Origin of the sequence: Massilia sp. R2A-15 (assembly GCF_030704305.1) — a bacterium.
In the GTDB taxonomy this organism is placed as follows: Bacteria; Pseudomonadota; Gammaproteobacteria; order Burkholderiales; family Burkholderiaceae_D; genus JAFCUW01.
On sequence record NZ_CP131935.1, the window covers coordinates 4,962,768 to 4,979,954 of the forward strand.

Consider the following 17,187-nt stretch of genomic DNA (forward strand, 5'->3'; position numbering starts at 1 on the left):
AGCGCTTATTTCTGGCAATTTACGCAATAAAACGTGGACCGCTGACCCTGCTTGATCTGGCGTATAGGGGAACCACAGTTGCGGCACGGCACTCCTGCACGATCATAGACGAAATATGTCTGTTGGAAATAGCCGGATTGTCCATTCACCGCAATAAAGTCGCGCAGCGTGCTGCCGCCCTGGACGATGGCTTCGGCCAGGATTTCCCGAATGGCAATGGCGAGCTTGTCGTAGCGGCCACGCGAGATGCGGCCGGCTCTGGTTTTCGGATGGATCCCGGCGCGAAACAGGCTCTCGCAGGCGTAGATGTTGCCCACGCCGACCACCACGTCGCCCGCCAGCAGGAACTGCTTGACCGGCGCGCTGCGGCCGCGGCTGGCGCGAAACAGTGTGGCGCCGTCGAAGCCCGGCTCGAGCGGCTCGACGCCGAGCCCGCGCAGCAGCAGGTGCTGGTCCAGTTCGCCGTCGTCATGCGGATGCCACAGCACGGCGCCGAAGCGGCGCGGATCGTGCAGCCGCAGCACGCGCTTGCCCTCGGGGCCGTTGACCACCAGGTCGAAATGGTCGTGCTTTTTCAGTTCGGTGTCAGGCGGCAGCACGCGCAGGTGGCCGGACATGCCCAGGTGGATGATCAGGGTGCCGTGCTCGAAGTGCAGCAGCAGGTACTTGCCGCGCCGCCCGGTCGACAGGATGCGGCGCCCGGCCAGCAGCTTTGGTAAGTCCGGCGGGAACGGCCAGCGCAGGCCTTCGCGGCGCAGCAGCACGGACTCGACCACGCGCCCTTCCAGGTGGGGCGCGACGCCGCGCCGGGTGACTTCGACTTCAGGCAATTCCGGCATCTCAGCACCGCACGGTCAAAGCGGGCGCACACGCGGCGCCGGGGTTGGGCGTAGAATCTGGAATCATTCGTGTCATCTTGGAATTGCCTTGAAAAACGCTTTCGCCATTGTAACCCTCGCAGGGCTGCTGACCGCGTGCGCGGCGCCGTTGCGCCAGGCTGCGCCGGAGCCGGCCGCGCCCGCGCCCGCGCCGGCTGCCGCGTCGGCTACCGCGCCGGAGCCAGAGCCGGTTGCCGCCGTTGCGGAGCCGGAAGAGGCGCCCGCGCCGGCACAGCGCCTGCCGAACGTCGCCCTGAGCAAGGAGCTGCTGTACAAGCTGATGAAGGCCGAGCTCGAATTTCGCAAGGGGAACTGGCAGCCGGCGTACCTGAGCATGATGGTGGCGGCGCAGCAGACGCGCGACCCGCGCCTGGCCCAGCGCGCCACCGAGATGGCGATGTCGGCGCGGCAGGGCGAACCGACGCTGGCGGCGATCCGCCTGTGGCGCGAACTGGCGCCGGAGTCGGAAGAGGCGTCCCAGTACCACCTCGCGTTTATCGTCATGTCCGACAACATCGCCGAGGCCGAGCCCATCCTGGCCGAACGGCTGAAGACGGCGGCCGCGGGTGAGCGCGGCCTGGCCATGTTCCAGGCCCAGCAATTGCTGGCGCGCGCCAAGGACAAGGCCGGCGCCGCGGCCATGCTCGAGCGCCTGGTCGCGCCGTACGCGGCCACGCTGGAAGCGCACGTGGTGCTGGCCCAGGCCGCCTACGGACGCGGCGACAAGGAGGGCGCGGCCCGGGAGGCGGCCGCCGCGCTGGCGATCAAGCCCGACTCGGAAATCGCCGTGCTGATGCTCGCCCAGGTCAGCGGCGACGAAGCGGCCGCCGAAAAGGTGCTGGCGCAATTCCTGGCGGCCCACCCGGGGGCGCGCGAGGTGCGCTCGGCGCACGCGCGCACGCTGGTCAGCGGCAAGCAGTACGGCCCCGCGCGCGACGAATTCCTCGCGCTGCTCAAGGGCCAGCCGGACAACCTCGGCACGCTGTACGCGCTGGGCGTCATGTCGCTCCAGCTCAACGACAACAAGGGCGCGGAGGACTACTTCACCCGCTTCGCCCAAGCGCTCGCGGCCAAGCCGGACAGCGAAGCGGACGGCTCGAAAGTGTTCGTCATCCTGGCGCAGCTGGCCGAAGAGCGCGGCGACACGAAGGCGGCGCTGCAGTGGCTCGACAAGGTGGAGCAGGGCGAGGGCGGCGCCTGGTTCAACGCGCAGCTCAAGCGCGCCGCGCTGGTGGCAAAGCAGGGCGACGTGCCTGGCGCGCGCAAACTGGTCGCCGGCCTGGCGCCTACCCAGCCGGCCGAGCAGGCGCAGCTGGTACTGGCCGACGGCCAGATCCTGCGCGACGCCGGCCAGGTCGAAGCGGCCTACGCGGTGATGCGGGCGGGCGTGGAGAAGTACCCGACGAACCCCGACCTGCTCTACGACTTTGCCTTGCTCGCCGAGAAAACCGGCCGTCTCGACGTGATGGAAGCGAGCCTGCGCAAGGTGATGCGTGAAGTGCCCGACAACCACCACGCCTACAACGCCCTGGGCTACTCGCTGGCCGAGCGCAACGTGCGCCTGCAGGAAGCGTACGAACTGATCGACAAGGCGCTCAAGCTGGCGCCGGGCGACCCGTTCATCATGGACAGCATGGGCTGGGTGCAGTACCGCCTCGGCAACCTGTCCGCGGCCGAAGCGCAGCTGCGCCAGGCCTACGCGCTGCGCAGCGATCCCGAGATCGCCGTGCACCTGGGCGAGGTGCTGTGGCAGAAGGGCGACAAGGCCGATGCGCAAAAACTGTGGCGCGAAGCGCGCTCCAAGGATCCGCAGAACGACACCCTCAAAAACACGCTCGCGCGCTTGCGCCTGAGCCTTTGAAAGACACGATGCAAGCAAAAAAAATGATCGTCGCCGCCCTGAGCGCGGCGCTGCTGGCCGGCTGCGCCAGCGTTTCGCAGCAGCCAGTGGCGGACTATCGCGACAGCTTCGACGCCGTCGGCCGCCTGTCGGTGAACTACCGCAAGGACGGCAATCCGGAGTCGCTGACCGGCAAATTCAACTGGTCGCAAACGCCGGGCCGGATCGACGTCAGCCTGTCCTCGCCGATGGCGACCATCGCCAAAATCAGCATCACGCCCGAGTCCGCGACCCTGGTGCAAGCCGACAAGGCGCCGCGCGTGGCGAAGGACATCGACACCCTGACCGCCCAGGAGCTCGGCTGGTCGCTGCCGGTGTCGGGCCTGAAAGACTGGCTGCAGGGCTACGCCACCGGCGCCGACGGCAAGCGCTTTGCCGCCTCGCCGGCCCGCAACACCGTGACCACCAACGACGGCTGGCGCCTGCGCTTCGTCTCGTGGCAGGACGAGAACGCGGCGCGGCCGGTGCCCAAGCGCATCGACGCCGAGCGCAACGCCAGCGCCACCGCCGACGAGCTGGCGATCCGCATCGTCATCGACCCGCAAGGCTGAGCATGACGGGACGTTCGCTGCACGATTGCCCGGCCCCGGCCAAGCTCAACCTGTTCCTGCACGTCACCGGCCGCCGCGCCGACGGCTACCACCTGCTGCAGACGGCGTTCCAGCTGGTCGACCACGGCGACACCCTGCACTTCGACCTGCGCGACGACGGCCAGATCCGGCGCGTCACCGACATGCCTGGCGTGCCGGAAGAGCACGACCTGATCATCCGAGCGCTGCGCCTGCTGCAGGCCGAGTTCCTGCGCCGCCACGGCCGCCTGCCGCCCGGCGTGGACGTGGCGATCGACAAGCGCCTGCCGATGGGCGGCGGGCTGGGGGGCGGCTCGTCCGACGCCGCCACCGCGCTGATGGCGGTGAATCACCTGTGGCAAGCCGGCCTGGACCGCGACGAGCTGATGGCGCTGGGCCTGCCGCTGGGCGCCGACATCCCGTTTTTCATCTTCGGCGAGAACGCCTTTGCCGAAGGCGTGGGCGAACGGTTGCAGCCGCTGGCCACGCCGGACTGCTGGTACGTGGTGATCGAGCCCGGCGTCGCGGTCCCGACCGCGGCAATTTTTTGCGCCGGGGATTTGACAAGGGACAGCAAACCCGTCAGAATAACGGACTTTTCCAGACACCTCATGGTTGAAAACGATCAGAAGGGGTTCGGTAAAAACGACTTGCAGTCCGTAGCGACGCGCTTGTTCCCGCCGGTAGCAGAGGCGGTCGAATGGCTCGGAAACTACGGCGACGCCAGGATGACCGGTTCGGGAGCATGCGTGTTTTGCGCGTTTGCCGACGAAGCGCAAGCCGACGCGGTGCTGGCCGAGATGCCCCGGAAATGGCGTGCATGGAAAGCCAGGTCGCTGAAGCGCCATCCGATTCAAGCGCTGTTGCAAGTTGAGTGAGTTATAGAATAGAATTTGGTTTGTCGTGATGTTTGACGCTACAATGTCGGGCACAGCGACAAGCAGTAAGTTGCGTAGGGGAATCGCCAAGCTGGTTAAGGCACTGGATTTTGATTCCAGCATACCAAGGTTCGAATCCTTGTTCCCCTGCCATTAATTTTGTCGGACTGTCGATGCGAAGCGTGCGTCCAGCCGGCGGGATCGATGGACTCGCCCTCCGCGAGTCATCCTTAGCATAGCGTCAGTCACTGGGCTGGCGTCTTTTCAAGAATTCAACGTTACTTCTCTTGGGACTCCCATGGCTTATGAAAACCTGATGGTTTTTACCGGCAACGCTAATCCGGCGCTGGCAGAAGGAGTCGCAAAAAACCTTGGCATTCCGCTTGGCAAGGCAGTCGTCTCCAAGTTCTCCGATGGCGAAGTGATGGTCGAAATCAACGAAAACGTCCGCGGTAAAGACGTCTTCGTGCTGCAGTCGACCTGCGCCCCGACCAACGACAGCCTGATGGAAATCATCCTGATGGTCGACGCTCTCAAGCGCGCCTCGGCTGGCCGTATCACCGCCGCGATCCCTTACTTCGGTTACGCCCGCCAGGACCGCCGTCCGCGTTCGGCGCGTGTGGCGATTTCGGCCAAGGTCGTCGCCAACATGCTGGAAGAAGCCGGCGTCGAGCGCGTCCTGATCATGGACCTGCACGCCGACCAGATCCAGGGCTTCTTCGATATTCCTGTAGACAACATCTACGCATCGCCGATCCTGCTGGGCGACCTGCAGAAGAAAAACTACGACGACCTGCTGGTGGTCTCGCCTGACGTCGGCGGCGTGGTGCGCGCCCGTGCGCTGGCCAAGCGCCTCGGCTGTGACTTGGCGATCATCGACAAGCGCCGCCCGAAGGCGAACGTGTCGGAAGTGATGAACATCATCGGTGAAGTCGAAGGCCGCAACTGCGTGATCATGGACGACATGGTCGACACCGCGGGTACGCTGACCAAGGCTGCCGAAGTGCTGAAAGAGCGCGGCGCCAAGAAAGTCGTGGCGTATTGCACCCACCCTGTGCTGTCCGGTCCTGCGATCGAGCGCATTTCCGCTTCGTCGCTGGACGAGCTGGTGGTGACCGACACGATCCCGCTGTCGCCTGCGGCTGCCGCCTGCGGCAAGATTCGCCAACTGACCTGCGCGCCATTGCTGGCCGAGACGTTCAAGCGCATCATCAAGGGCGATTCGGTGATTTCGCTGTTCATCGACTAGGAAATACGATTAGGTGGGGTCTGGTCCTGCGGACCTGACCCCATTTGCTTTACGCGGCGCACCAGCAAATTGCTAGTGCGCCGTTGACGTTTTCTCGGGTTCCAGTTTTGGCGCCCGATCTCGGAGCCCCTGGTCGCGGGGGCTTCACAACGCGGCGCGATCAAGCGCCGCACTTTTTGGAGTAACACATGAAAGTTATCGCATTCAATCGCACTTTGCAGGGGTCCGGAGCGAGCCGCCGCCTGCGTACTTCCGGCCAGACGCCTGGCATCATCTACGGTGGCGCTGAAGCCCCTGTGCTGATCGCCCTCGACGGCAACGCGCTGTACCACGCGCTGAAAAAAGAAGCCTTCCACGGTTCGATCCTGGACATGGAAATCGACGGCAAGACCCAGCAGGTTCTGCTGCGCGACTTCCAGATGCACGCATACAAGCAGATGGTTCTGCACGCTGACTTCCAGCGCGTCGACGCCAACGCCGCTGTGCACAAGAAAGTAGCACTGCACTTCATCAACGCTGACGTTTCGCCAGCAGTCAAGCTGCACGGCGCAACCGTGTCGCACGTCCTGGCCGAGCTGGAAATCTCCTGCCTGCCAGCAGACCTGCCTGAGTTCATCAACGTCGACCTGGCCAACATCGATGTCGGCCACTCGATCCACGTTGCTGACCTGGCCATGCCAAAAGGCGTGACCGCTGTGACCCACGGCCAGAACCTGACCGTCGCTACCGCTGCTGTTCCAGCTGGCCACGTCGCCGCTGAAGCAACCGCTGCTGCTGCTGAAGAAAAGAAGTAATTCTTCTTCGCTGGCATTAAAAAGCCCGCCCGGCTCGCGCCCGGCGGGTTTTTTCTTGGATAATCACGTTTTCGCCTGAAATTACCATCATGTCCATTCGCCTGATCGTCGGCCTCGGCAACCCTGGCCCCGAATACGAACAAACCCGCCACAACGCCGGCTTCTGGCTGGTCGACAACCTGGCCAATACCTTGCCCGGTTGCCGGCTGCAGCACGAGTCGCGCTTCAACGCCAAGGTCGCCAAGGCCAAAGTGGGCGGCGAAGACCTGTGGCTGCTCGAGCCGCTGACCTACATGAACCGCTCCGGCCAGTCGGTCGGGCAACTGGCGCGCTTCTACAAGATCAGTCCGGATGAAGTCCTGGTCGTGCACGACGAGCTCGACCTTGCGCCGGGGATCGTCAAGATGAAGAAGGGCGGCTCGTCGGGCGGGCACAACGGTTTGAAAGACATCACCGCAGCGCTGGGCACGCAGGATTACTGGCGCCTGCGGATCGGCATCGGCCATCCGCGCAGCAGCAATTCGCAGCAGGCGGTGGCCGATTTCGTGCTGCACCGGCCGCGCAAGGAAGAGCAGAGCCTGATCGACGAATCGATCGACAAGGCGCTGCGCGTGCTGCCGCTGGTCTTTGACGGCAAGTTCGACGCCGCCACGATGCAACTCCACACCGCCTGACGAAGTCCGGGGTCTGGTCCTGCGGACCTGACCCCATTTTCAGCGTTGCTGCGATAATTTGCCGATGAGTTCACTTTCCTTCCACGCGGGGCCGACAGCGATGGCTCGCCTCCGCGAGTACGGCTTGCGCGCTGCCGACATCGGCGTGATCCCCGCAGCCGCCGGCGGCCCGAAAGGCCTGATTTTCCAGTCGCTCGACCAATTCCTGTTCGGCCACTGGCTGCCGCAATTCCCGCGCGAGCGCACGCTGATCGGCTCGTCGATCGGCGCCTGGCGCATGGCCGCCGCCTGCCAGCCGGACCCGGTCGCCGCTTTCGCACGGCTCGGCGAACTCTACGCCGGCCAGCGCTATACCAGCACCAAGCCATCGCAGCAGGAAATCGACGACGTTTGCCGCGACTTGCTCGCCGGTTTCCTCGGCTCCCATGCATTAGATATTCTTATGCATCCACACTACCGTTTGCACCTGCTGACTGACCGCGGCATCGGCGCACTGGCGGAGCCGATCGGCCGCAACTCCGAGATGCGCGGATTTGCGACGGCTGCGCTGCGCAACATAGTCTCTCGCGGCTTGCTGGCTGGCGTGATGGAGCGCGTCGTCGTCGGCGATCCGCGCGGTGGCGCCGGCTGGTTGCGCGAACGCTTCGACGGCTTCACCACCCATTTCGCCGCGCTGACTCAAGACAATCTGGCGCCGGCGCTGCTGGCATCCGGCAGCCTGCCGCTGATCATGCAGCCGGTGCGCGGCCTGGCCGGCGCGCCGCCCGGCAACTACTGGGACGGCGGCATCATCGACTACCACCTGGTGCTGCCATATTCGCGGCTGGGCGAGGACTTGGTGCTGTATCCGCACTTCGGCGAGCACATCGTGCCCGGCTGGCTGGACAAGGCGATGCCGTGGCGCCGCGCCGCGCGCGGGCCGCGCAAGAGCTGGCTCGACAACGTCATCATTTTCGCGCCATCCGCCGAATTCCTGCGCCGCCTGCCGCGCGCCAAGCTGCCCGACCGCAAGGACTTCGCCCATCACGGACTCGACCACGACGCCCGCATGGCGGACTGGCGCCGCGCGATCGGCGAGGGCGAGCGCCTGCGCGATGAGTTTGCCGAGTTCGTGGCGCGACCCGACATGTCGCGCGTGCAGCCCATCTGAGACGCGGCCGCAGCAAAATGGGGTCAGGTCCGCCGGACCTGACCCCGCCTTGCGATGCCCCCGCCTCACCGAAATCGCCCGATTTTGCGGCAGCGTACCCCGTCCAAGGGTACAATGTGGGGTTTTGGGGAAACCTGCGCGCGCGCGGCCCCGTCCATCGATCTAGAAAGTTTTCCCATGAGTCTCCAATGCGGCATCGTCGGCCTGCCTAACGTCGGCAAGTCCACCCTTTTCAACGCCCTGACCAAGGCTGGCATTCCGGCCGAGAACTATCCGTTCTGCACGATCGAGCCGAACGTCGGCGTGGTCGAGGTGCCCGATCCGCGCATGCAAGCGCTGGCCGACATCGTCAAACCTGAGCGCATGGTCAACGCCATCGTCGAATTCGTCGACATCGCCGGCCTGGTGGCGGGCGCGTCGAAGGGCGAGGGCCTGGGCAACCAGTTCCTGTCGCACATCCGCGAAACCGACGCCATCGTCAACGTGGTGCGCTGCTTCGAGGACGACAACGTGATCCACGTGTCCGGCAAGGTGAGCCCGCTGGACGACATCGAAGTGATCCAGACCGAGCTGGCGCTGGCCGACATGGCCGCCGTCGAAAAGGCGATCCACCGCGAAAACAAGAAGGCCCGCTCCGGCGACAAGGATGCCGCCAAGCTGGTCGCCGTGTGCGAGCGCCTGATGCCGCACCTGAACGAAGGCAAGCCTGTGCGCACCGCCGGCCTTGACGCCGACGACATGGCCCTGATCAAGACCCTGTGCCTGATCACCGCCAAGCCGGCCATGTTCGTGGCCAACGTGTCCGATACGGGCTTCACCAACAACCCGCTGCTCGACCAACTGACCGCCTACGCGAAAGAGCAGAACGCGCCGATCGTCGCCATCTGCGCCGCGATCGAATCGGAAATCGCCGACCTCGACGACGCCGACAAGGGCGCCTTCCTGGCCGACATGGGCATGGAAGAGCCGGGCCTGGACCGCCTGATCCGCGCCGCCTACAAGCTGCTCGGCCTGCAGACCTACTTCACCGCGGGCGTGAAGGAAGTGCGCGCCTGGACCATCCACGTTGGCGACACCGCGCCGCAGGCGGCCGGCGTGATCCACACCGACTTTGAGCGCGGCTTCATTCGCGCCCAGACCATCGCCTACGACGACTACATCGCCTACAAGGGCGAGGCCGGCGCCAAGGAAGCGGGCAAGATGCGCGCCGAGGGCAAGGAATACGTGGTCAAGGATGGCGACGTGCTGAACTTCCTGTTCAACGTCTAACCCACAGTTCGAATTCCGCCGGATTTTGGCGGACAGAAAAAACCCCATGCTTCCCGAGGAAGATGGGGTTTTTTTACGGGCTCGGCAATCGTCACGCCCCCGAAGCGATATCAATATCGCCATCCCTTTTCGGCGCATAGTCAAACGGATGAGTGCCAGACTGTTTCGTGCTCAGCGTTGATTCGCGCGGGCTGCCGCGCGCCGGTCGAAAGGAATGAGCATGAGGATTCTGTCCGCACTCGGGGCGCTCGCCACGGGTTTCGTCATTGCCGGATGCGCCAGCAATGGCCTGGTGGTCGAGACCGTCGTTGAATATGGTCCGATTGGGAGCCGCCTGCCAAACTCGCACGCCGATGGCGACGGATTTATCGCGGCCCTGACGCCGCCGGACGGAAACGACGAATGGCGCGTCCTCGCGCGGTGGAAAGATCCGGACGTGTGGGACACCGATTTTCTGGACCAGAAGACTTGGGATGAAAGTAATTTCGACCAGCCTGGCGCCGCCATTTCGTTTTTCTCCGGCCACGGACTTACCGGGCCGTACGGTGAGAGCCCTCCCCACAGGTGCAGCCATTCCTCAGAATGCAAGACGCCGCCGCCGCAAGCCGGACCACGCGGCATTTGCAAGGCTGCGGGAACGCCGGGTCACGCGGTCGGCGACACCTCGCAATGCGTCTACTACAACGATCGAAGCCTCGTCACGTTCAGCAGCAAGGATCAGTTCGGCCATGTCGCCAACTATAGTGGCGGGCGGGCGAAATGGGGCGAGAGCAAGAATTCCGGGCCCTGGGCCGGCGCGGGAACGGACGGCGGCACGAATCTCGTTGTGCTCGACTCCAGCTGGGGAGTGCTGGCGTCGTTCTGGTACGAACAAACGCACGCGGCGATGGCCGGTGTCCACTTTCTTGCAACGACCTTGCCCGTCACCGGCGATTATCTGAATGATCCGCAGCGCGGCGCGGCATTCGGCAAGCGCTGGGCGCAGGACAGCGGCAGCTCGGTGTCGCAGTCCTGGCTGGTTGCAATGAATGCGATTCCCGGCGGCGGCTTCGATATGAGCGGCTGCCATTTCGTCATCGCCTACGATGAATCTTCCGAACGCGCGCTCAAGCATCTCGACGAAGACTGGTCCGAGCTCAAGAACGACGGCTGGGATGCAAAGGGAAACGCCGTGTATTGGGCGCGGTGGCTGTGCAATTGGACCAGCCAGATTACTGACGACACCATTTTCGAGCTCAAATAATGAACAGCACCCACGACACCCTGGCGACCGTCGCTTTTTTTGTAGCTGCGCTTTGCATGGGAGGCTGCGCCAGTCGCATGACGACTCCCCCGCCGCCCTCGGGCACGATCCCGTCGGCTGGTGGTGCGGCCGGCTATCAACATGGCGCGGATCGCACGCGCTTCGTGGCGGGCGTGCAAAGCGTGCGATTGGGCGAGCATGGCTACGCGAAGCTTACGGGCAGCGAAGGAACGTTTGCGGTCGACACGGTCAACGGCAGCGCCTATGGCGTGCCCAAGGCGAACGCGCGGTCGCAGCAACTCGCGCCTTTCGGCAAGTCACCGGCCGAGCATGACGCTTCCGTGACGGACTATTTTCGCCGGAGCGGCATCCCGGCCGATCAGATCGGCAGTGCGCAGGGTCGGATGCTGCTCGAGGCCACAGGCCGCGGCGATGACGCGGTGCGGGCAGCGCCGAAGGTGAAAGCCTACTACTCGGTCCTGCAGCGCGTCGTTGACGGGATTGCCGTGCCGGACTCGTTCGCGTGGGCGCGCATCAATGCGCGCGGCGAAGTCGTCGAAGAGGCAGTCTACTGGCCTGCAATCTCGCGCGAGACCTTGGCAAGCGCGCAAAAACTGCGCGAGGCATGGGCCGACGACAATCGACGGCGCGAGCTCACCGGGCGCATCCATATCGATAACTCACGCGCGGCGACGGTCGCCATTCGCCATGCGTCGGCGAGCAGCCATGATGCTTTCGAAGCGTTCGCGAGCATCGACATTACGGTCAATGTCACGGCGCCGGGGGCGCAGCGCGCGGCAACGGCGGAAGATCAAACGTCGGCGCCAGGCGTGGGGTACGTGCGGCACTTCGATATCGACGGCAAGGAGCTACGTCTTCCGCAGGAGCGTTTTGTACTTGACCGAAAATTCCCCGCGCGGAAGGCGACGCCGGCTCCACAGCAATAGCGCAGTTTTTAATGAATGCGCCGGGGAAGAAACCGGGTACAATTTGCCGGAAAAATAAGACTGAGCCATATAAGCAGCATAGAACAATAGAAGGGCGCCGCGGGCGCCTTTTTTTTGACCCGATTCCAGAGCCGCATGAATTCTCAATCGAACGCTACCAAATGACTAAATTCAAAATCATCGCCGCAACTATCGCAATGAGCTTCGCCGGATTGGCGCACGCCGACGAAAACTTCGTCACCTGCGGCTCCTGCAAGGAATGGAACATGCCGGTCAAGCCGTTCAACGTCTATGGCAACACCTGGTACGTCGGGGTCAACGGGCTCTCGTCGGTGCTGATCACGGGGCCGCAAGGCCACATCCTGATCGACGGCGCGCTGCCGCAATCGGCTGCCTTGATCGAAGCGAACATCAAGGCGCTGGGCTTTCGCATGCGGGACGTCAAGCTGATCGTCAACTCCCACGCGCATTGGGACCACGCCGGTGGCATCGCGGCGCTGCAGCGCGCCAGCGGCGCCGTGGTGGCGGCGAGTGCATCGGGCGCGATCGCGCTCAAGAGCGGCACGCACGTCACCGACGATCCGCAGTACTACGCCAACGATGTCCATGTACCCAAGGTCGCAAAGGTCAGGGAAGTGCGCGAAGGCGAAACCCTGACGGTCGGCCCGATCGGCATAACCGCGCACATGACGCCGGGCCACACGCCTGGCAGCACTACCTGGTCATGGCAGTCCTGCGAGGCTGGAAAATGCATGGACGTGGTGTACGCGGACAGCCTCACTTCGATCTCGCGCGACGGCTTCCACTTCACCGGCAAGGGCGGCGAGCCGGATATCTCGGGCGCCTTCGCGGCCAGCATCGCCAAGGTCGGCGGACTAAAGTGCGACATCCTGCTGGCGGCCCATCCGTTCTTTGCCGATACCTTCGCCAAGGCCGCTGCCCGCACGCCCGAGCGCAATCCATTCATCGACAGCGGTGCTTGCCGCGAATATGCGGCCGGCGCGGCCAAGATGCTCGACAAGCGGCTTGGCGAGGAGCGCGCCGCACCCTGAACCGGGTTATTCTCAATCGGAGCGGAGGAACTCAGGCATGACGGAACAGATCGGAAAAGAGCGCGCGGATTGTCCTGACCCTGCGCCGGTCATCGTGGCAGGCGTAAGCTACGCAGCCGTCCCTTGGGGCAGGGCGCGTGGCTTGGGGCAGAACGGCGGAATCATCGCCGCGCAAGACCCGGCGAGCGGTGCCGAACTGTGGACGCTCCGGGTCTATCGCATCGACTACGACGAGGGGCGCGAGGGCGACAAGCAGGACGTTTTCATCGAAAGCATCACTGCCCAATCCGACGGCACCTTGCGCATCGTGTCCGAACGCGGCGACAGCTACCTGGTCGATGTCGTGCGCCGCATTGTGATCGGGCAGGCCTAATAAGCGGTTGGGTCACTCCGCCTGCCATCTGCGATATTATTCGCATCCAAATTATCGCGTCGAAGTCTCATGGCCACCCTGTCCGAACTTGTTTTCTACCCCGTCAAATCATGCGCCGGCATCTCGGTAGCGGAAGCGGTGCTGACCGAAGCCGGCCTGCAAGTGGACGGCGTCTGCGACCGCGAATGGATGGTGGTGGATGAACATGGCCACTTCCTGACCCAGCGTGAATATCCGCGCATGGCGCTGATCGTGCCAAAGCTGATAGACGGGAAGCTGGAACTGTCCGCGCCCGGCAGCGCGTCACACGCAATCGCGATCGCTCCTTCCGCCGCTCCCACGCGCGCAGTCGCCATCTGGGGCGACAGCGTGCAGGCCGATGACTGCGGTGACGCCACGGCCGCCTGGTTCACCCAGGCGATTGGCGCGCCGTGCCGGCTGGTGCGTTTCCCGAACGCCGCGCGGCGCTGGACCGGCACCAGCTGGACTGGTGGCGTCGCCGCCCCCACGCGCTTCGCCGACGGCTACCCGCTGCTGCTGATCGGCGCTGCCTCGCTGGCCGACATGAACGAAAAACTGGCCGCAGCCGGCCGCCAGGCGCTGCCCATGAACCGCTTCCGTCCCAACCTCGTGGTCGACGGCATCGGCGCCTTCGAGGAGGATTACGCCGAATCGCTGACCATCGGCGCCGCCGCCATCAAGCCGGTCAAGCCATGCCCGCGCTGTCCGATCCCATCGATCGACCAGGCCACCGGCGTGCCAGGCCCGGACCCGCTCGACATCCTGCAATCGTACCGGCGCAAGCCGCAGCTGGACGACGCGGTCTGCTTCGGCATGAACTGCATCGTCACCGCGGGCGCCGGCGAGCACCTGAAAGTGGGCCAGCAGGTAAACGTGACGCTGGCGTTTTAATAGGGCAGGGGTGGGCAATCGCGCAAAGATGGCGTAAGGTTGCGCTAATTGCGGGAAAATCCGCTTATCCAACAGACCAGCCAGGAGCGATATGACTGAACCGGGCGCCTCGCCGCGTGAACTGGAAGCCGAAAACGAGTCCCTGCGCGCGCGCATGAACTACCTGATGGAGCAGGCCGAACGCAATCACTCGATCATGTGCCGGCACCAGGCGTTCGACCTCGAGATCGTCGGCGCCGCCACCTTCCCCGAACTGGTCGGCACGATCTTTCGCACGCTGCCCATCATCTCCGACCTTGACATCGTCACCCTGTGCCTGGTCGACCCCGAAGCGGACATCCAGACCGTGATGCAGCGGCTGGGCGTCGATTTCACCGTGCTGCCGCACCTGGTATTTGTCGACAACGTCAGCGCGCTCGGCTTCGGGCCGTCGCCCGCGACGCCGCCCAAGCCGCTGATGGGACCCTGGGTGCCGCGCATGCATCAGGCGATGTTCCCGCAGGCGCCGGCCGGGCTGCAAAGCGTCGCGCTGGTGCCGCTGCTGCGCAACAAGCGCATCATCGGCAGTCTGAACCTCGGCAGCCTCGACCCGGCTCGCTTCACGCCGGCGCTGGGCACCGACTTCATCGAGCACATGGCGTCGATCATCGCGATCTGCCTGGAAAACGTCATCAGCAACGAGATGCTCAAGTACATTGGGCTGACCGATTCGCTGACCGGCGTCTATAACCGCCGCTACATCGACCGCCGCCTGCTGGAGGAGATCGGCCGCGCGCGGCGCCAGGCCTACCGGATTTCGTGCATGTACATCGACATCGACCATTTCAAGGCGGTCAACGACAGCGTCGGCCACCAGGGCGGCGACGAAGTGCTGCGCGAAGTGGCCGCGCGCATCAAGACCGAGCTGCGCGCGTCGGACGCACTGGGGCGTTTCGGCGGCGAGGAGTTCGTGGTGCTGCTGGTGGACGCGGACGTGGAAAGCGCGGCGATCTGCGCGCAGCGGATCCGCGCAAGCGTGGCCGACACGCCGTTCGAGCTGTCGACGGGCGAGAAGCTGCCGATTTCGGTGTCGATCGGCGTGGCGACGCTGGACGATTTCGAGCGCGACCACGCGATCGAAGGCGTGGCGCAGCAGCTGGTGGCGCAGGCCGATTCGGCGCTGTACCAGGCCAAGGAGGCGGGCCGCAACAAAGTGGTCAGCTTCGACGAGGAGTAGGCAAGGGGTCTGGTCCTGCGGACCTGACCCCATTTTTGATAGTAGTTAGCGCAAGATGGGGTCAGGTCCGCAGGACCAGACCCCTTACTGCAGCAGCCGGCCTTCCGCCCGCGTCACCGCATCGCCCGATCCGCGCAGCACCACCACATCGCCGGCATTGAGCATCGTATTGGGCGTCACATCGATGCGCTCCTTGCCGCGCCGGATGGTTGTCACTTCCGCCCCCACGTCATCGAGCTGCAGCTGCTCGATGCGTTTGCCGACCGATCCCGCGTCGTCGCGCAGGATCACCGAATGCAGCCGCACGTACATGTGCTCCGGATCGTCCGACGCATCGCTGGCGCCGTGAAAATACCCGCGCAGCGACGCGTAGCGCTCGTCGCGCGCGCTCTGCACCCGGTGCACCACGCGCCGCAGCGGCACGCCCATCATCACCAGCGCGTGCGAGGCCAGCATCAGGCTGCCCTCGAGCGCTTCCGGCACCACTTCGGCCGCGCCGGCGCGCTTGAGCAGGTCCAGGTCGGTGTCGTCATGGCTGCGCACGATCACGTGCAGGGTCGGCGCCAGTTCCTGCACCAGGTTCAGCACCTTCAGCGCCGACGGCGTGTCCGCGTACGTGATCACCAGCGCGCTGGCCCTGTAAATACCCGCCGCCACCAGGCTCTCGCGCCGCCCGGCGTCGCCGTACGCGACGTTGGCGCCGGCCGTCTGCGCTTCCTGCACCCGCTCGGGATCGAGGTCGAGCGCCTGGTAGGCGACCTTTTCCTCTCCCAGCAGGGTGGCCAGGCTTTGCCCGCTGCGCCCGAAACCGGCGACGATCACGTGCTTCTGCAGCGCCATCGTGCGGCTGGCGATTTGCGTGAGCTGCAGCGACTGCATCATCCACTCGTTGGTGGCGATCTTCATCACGATCTGGTCGGACTTGGCGATGATGAACGGCGCTACCAGCATCGACAGCACCATCGAGGCCAGCACCAGCTGGATGATGAACGGGTCCATCAGGTGCGCGCCGGCGGTCAGGTTCAGCAGCACGAAGCCGAATTCGCCGGCCTGCGCCAGCGCCAGGCCGGTGCGCATCGACACGCCGTCCGAGGCGCCGAACAGCTTGGCCAGCAGCGCGATCAGCGCGAACTTGAGCAGCACCGGCCCGGCCAGCAGGATCAGCACGACCCACCAGTGTTCGATCACCAGCCGGATGTTGAGCAGCATGCCGACGGTGATGAAGAACAGCCCGAGCAGCACGTCGCGGAACGGCTTGATGTCTTCTTCCACCTGGTGCTTGTACTGGGTCTCCGACACCAGCATGCCGGCCACGAAGGCGCCGAGCGCGAGCGACAGGCCGGCCTTCTCGGTGATCCAGGCCGCGCCCATCACCACCAGCAGCAGGTTGAGCATAAACAGCTCCTGCGAGCGCCGCTTGACCACCAGCGTGAACCACTTGCGCATCAGCTTCTGGCCGAAGAACAGCAGCAGCACCAGTACGATGACGGCCTTGAAGCTGGCCCAGGCCAGGGTGGTGGCCAGCCGGGCCGGGTCCTGCGCCAGCGAGGGAATCAGGATCAGCAGCGGCACCACCGCCAAGTCCTGGAACAGCAGGATGCCGATGATGCGGCGCCCGTGCGGGCTTTCCAGTTCCATCCGCTCGGTCAGCATCTTCGAGACGATCGCGGTGGACGACATCGCCAGCGCGCCGCCCAGCGCGAACGAGGTTTGCCAGCCGATGTGGATCGAGGGCGGCAGCTGGGTGGCGATGACCCAGCCGAACAGCATGGTGGCGGCGATGGTCAGCACCACCTGCGCCATGCCCAGTCCGAACACGATCGAGCGCATCGCCTTCAATTGCGACAGCGAGAATTCCAGCCCGATCGAAAACATCAGAAATACCACGCCGAATTCGGCCAGCGCGTGGGTGGTGGCGCTGTTTTCGGCCATGCCCATCGCGTGCGGGCCGATCAGGATGCCGACCGCCAGGTAGCCCAGCATCGGCGGCAAGTGCAGCATGCGAAACGCCACCACGCCCAGCACGGCGCTGCCCAGCAACAGTAATGTGAGTTCTAGTCCTGATACCATGGGCCGCGCGCCG

The 17,187-nt window shown here is 64.8% G+C and carries 16 protein-coding genes and 1 tRNA gene; 15 read left to right on the forward strand and 2 right to left on the reverse strand.

Annotation, left to right across the window (positions count from 1 at the left end; all coding sequences use genetic code 11):
- Positions 1 to 5 precede the first annotated feature (5 nt).
- Complete coding sequence (gene mutM, locus Q4S45_RS22860) at positions 6 to 839, reverse strand: bifunctional DNA-formamidopyrimidine glycosylase/DNA-(apurinic or apyrimidinic site) lyase (protein ID WP_305507873.1); 834 nt, start codon at positions 837 to 839, stop codon at positions 6 to 8.
- An 88-nt stretch (positions 840 to 927) separates the two neighbouring features.
- On the opposite strand from mutM, the gene Q4S45_RS22865 reads away from it, so the two are divergent.
- From Q4S45_RS22865 to Q4S45_RS22935, 15 genes are all read left to right on the forward strand, one after another.
- Positions 928 to 2,739: a tetratricopeptide repeat protein gene (locus tag Q4S45_RS22865; RefSeq protein ID WP_305507875.1), complete on the forward strand. Its 1,812-nt coding sequence runs from the start codon at positions 928 to 930 to the stop codon at positions 2,737 to 2,739.
- 8 nt (positions 2,740 to 2,747) lie between these two features.
- Positions 2,748 to 3,329: an outer membrane lipoprotein LolB gene (locus Q4S45_RS22870; protein ID WP_305507877.1), complete on the forward strand. Its 582-nt coding sequence runs from the start codon at positions 2,748 to 2,750 to the stop codon at positions 3,327 to 3,329.
- 2 nt (positions 3,330 to 3,331) lie between these two features.
- Complete coding sequence (ispE, locus tag Q4S45_RS22875) at positions 3,332 to 4,225, forward strand: 4-(cytidine 5'-diphospho)-2-C-methyl-D-erythritol kinase (RefSeq protein WP_305507878.1); 894 nt, start codon at positions 3,332 to 3,334, stop codon at positions 4,223 to 4,225.
- 76 nt (positions 4,226 to 4,301) lie between these two features.
- A tRNA-Gln gene (locus tag Q4S45_RS22880) sits at positions 4,302 to 4,378 on the forward strand.
- Between the two features lie 145 nt (positions 4,379 to 4,523).
- Positions 4,524 to 5,474: a ribose-phosphate pyrophosphokinase gene (locus Q4S45_RS22885; RefSeq protein WP_305507880.1), complete on the forward strand. Its 951-nt coding sequence runs from the start codon at positions 4,524 to 4,526 to the stop codon at positions 5,472 to 5,474.
- Positions 5,475 to 5,662: 188 nt separating this feature from the next.
- Entirely contained in the window at positions 5,663 to 6,268 is a 606-nt protein-coding gene (locus Q4S45_RS22890; RefSeq protein WP_305507882.1) for a 50S ribosomal protein L25/general stress protein Ctc, read from the forward strand.
- Positions 6,269 to 6,357: 89 nt separating this feature from the next.
- A complete protein-coding gene (gene pth / locus Q4S45_RS22895) occupies positions 6,358 to 6,942 on the forward strand; it encodes an aminoacyl-tRNA hydrolase (protein ID WP_305507884.1) in 585 nt (194 codons plus the stop codon).
- Positions 6,943 to 7,006: 64 nt separating this feature from the next.
- Positions 7,007 to 8,092 carry a patatin-like phospholipase family protein gene (locus tag Q4S45_RS22900; RefSeq protein ID WP_305507886.1) on the forward strand — a complete coding sequence of 362 codons (1,086 nt, stop codon included), beginning with the start codon at positions 7,007 to 7,009 and terminating at the stop codon, positions 8,090 to 8,092.
- 177 nt (positions 8,093 to 8,269) lie between these two features.
- Positions 8,270 to 9,361 (forward strand): redox-regulated ATPase YchF, encoded by a 1,092-nt coding sequence (gene ychF / locus Q4S45_RS22905; protein ID WP_305507888.1) that lies wholly within the window; start codon positions 8,270 to 8,272, stop codon positions 9,359 to 9,361.
- A gap of 220 nt (positions 9,362 to 9,581) precedes the next feature.
- The gene (locus Q4S45_RS22910) at positions 9,582 to 10,604 is read left to right on the forward strand and encodes a hypothetical protein (RefSeq protein WP_305507890.1); all 1,023 of its coding nucleotides are present in this window, start codon (positions 9,582 to 9,584) and stop codon (positions 10,602 to 10,604) included.
- On the forward strand, positions 10,604 to 11,551 hold the full coding sequence (locus Q4S45_RS22915) for a hypothetical protein (RefSeq protein WP_305507892.1): 948 nt from the start codon (positions 10,604 to 10,606) through the stop codon (positions 11,549 to 11,551). Before Q4S45_RS22910 ends, Q4S45_RS22915 begins: the two co-directional genes overlap by 1 nt.
- A gap of 161 nt (positions 11,552 to 11,712) precedes the next feature.
- Entirely contained in the window at positions 11,713 to 12,603 is an 891-nt protein-coding gene (gene bla / locus Q4S45_RS22920) for a subclass B3 metallo-beta-lactamase (protein ID WP_305507894.1), read from the forward strand.
- Between the two features lie 37 nt (positions 12,604 to 12,640).
- Positions 12,641 to 12,976 carry a hypothetical protein gene (locus Q4S45_RS22925; protein ID WP_305507895.1) on the forward strand — a complete coding sequence of 112 codons (336 nt, stop codon included), beginning with the start codon at positions 12,641 to 12,643 and terminating at the stop codon, positions 12,974 to 12,976.
- Positions 12,977 to 13,045: 69 nt separating this feature from the next.
- Positions 13,046 to 13,888, forward strand: coding sequence for an MOSC domain-containing protein (locus Q4S45_RS22930; RefSeq protein ID WP_305507897.1), 843 nt, complete (start codon positions 13,046 to 13,048; stop codon positions 13,886 to 13,888).
- Positions 13,889 to 13,979: 91 nt separating this feature from the next.
- On the forward strand, positions 13,980 to 15,104 hold the full coding sequence (locus Q4S45_RS22935) for a diguanylate cyclase (RefSeq protein WP_305507899.1): 1,125 nt from the start codon (positions 13,980 to 13,982) through the stop codon (positions 15,102 to 15,104).
- An 84-nt stretch (positions 15,105 to 15,188) separates the two neighbouring features.
- Here Q4S45_RS22935 and Q4S45_RS22940 read toward each other — a convergent pair whose 3' ends face one another.
- Positions 15,189 to 17,174 carry a monovalent cation:proton antiporter family protein gene (locus tag Q4S45_RS22940; RefSeq protein WP_305507901.1) on the reverse strand — a complete coding sequence of 662 codons (1,986 nt, stop codon included), beginning with the start codon at positions 17,172 to 17,174 and terminating at the stop codon, positions 15,189 to 15,191.
- Positions 17,175 to 17,187: the final 13 nt, after the last annotated feature.

Bases quoted from the DNA above. Each gene is read 5' to 3' on its own strand.
- mutM (WP_305507873.1), bottom strand. From the start codon at position 839: ATGCCGGAATTGCCTGAAGTCGAAGTCACCCGGCGCGGCGTCGCGCCC.
- Q4S45_RS22870 (WP_305507877.1), top strand. From the start codon at position 2,748: ATGCAAGCAAAAAAAATGATCGTCGCCGCCCTGAGCGCGGCGCTGCTG.
- ispE (WP_305507878.1), top strand. From the start codon at position 3,332: ATGACGGGACGTTCGCTGCACGATTGCCCGGCCCCGGCCAAGCTCAAC.
- Q4S45_RS22885 (WP_305507880.1), top strand. From the start codon at position 4,524: ATGGCTTATGAAAACCTGATGGTTTTTACCGGCAACGCTAATCCGGCG.
- Q4S45_RS22890 (WP_305507882.1), top strand. From the start codon at position 5,663: ATGAAAGTTATCGCATTCAATCGCACTTTGCAGGGGTCCGGAGCGAGC.
- pth (WP_305507884.1), top strand. From the start codon at position 6,358: ATGTCCATTCGCCTGATCGTCGGCCTCGGCAACCCTGGCCCCGAATAC.
- Q4S45_RS22900 (WP_305507886.1), top strand. From the start codon at position 7,007: ATGAGTTCACTTTCCTTCCACGCGGGGCCGACAGCGATGGCTCGCCTC.
- ychF (WP_305507888.1), top strand. From the start codon at position 8,270: ATGAGTCTCCAATGCGGCATCGTCGGCCTGCCTAACGTCGGCAAGTCC.
- Q4S45_RS22910 (WP_305507890.1), top strand. From the start codon at position 9,582: ATGAGGATTCTGTCCGCACTCGGGGCGCTCGCCACGGGTTTCGTCATT.
- Q4S45_RS22915 (WP_305507892.1), top strand. From the start codon at position 10,604: ATGAACAGCACCCACGACACCCTGGCGACCGTCGCTTTTTTTGTAGCT.
- bla (WP_305507894.1), top strand. From the start codon at position 11,713: ATGACTAAATTCAAAATCATCGCCGCAACTATCGCAATGAGCTTCGCC.
- Q4S45_RS22925 (WP_305507895.1), top strand. From the start codon at position 12,641: ATGACGGAACAGATCGGAAAAGAGCGCGCGGATTGTCCTGACCCTGCG.
- Q4S45_RS22930 (WP_305507897.1), top strand. From the start codon at position 13,046: ATGGCCACCCTGTCCGAACTTGTTTTCTACCCCGTCAAATCATGCGCC.
- Q4S45_RS22935 (WP_305507899.1), top strand. From the start codon at position 13,980: ATGACTGAACCGGGCGCCTCGCCGCGTGAACTGGAAGCCGAAAACGAG.
- Q4S45_RS22940 (WP_305507901.1), bottom strand. From the start codon at position 17,174: ATGGTATCAGGACTAGAACTCACATTACTGTTGCTGGGCAGCGCCGTG.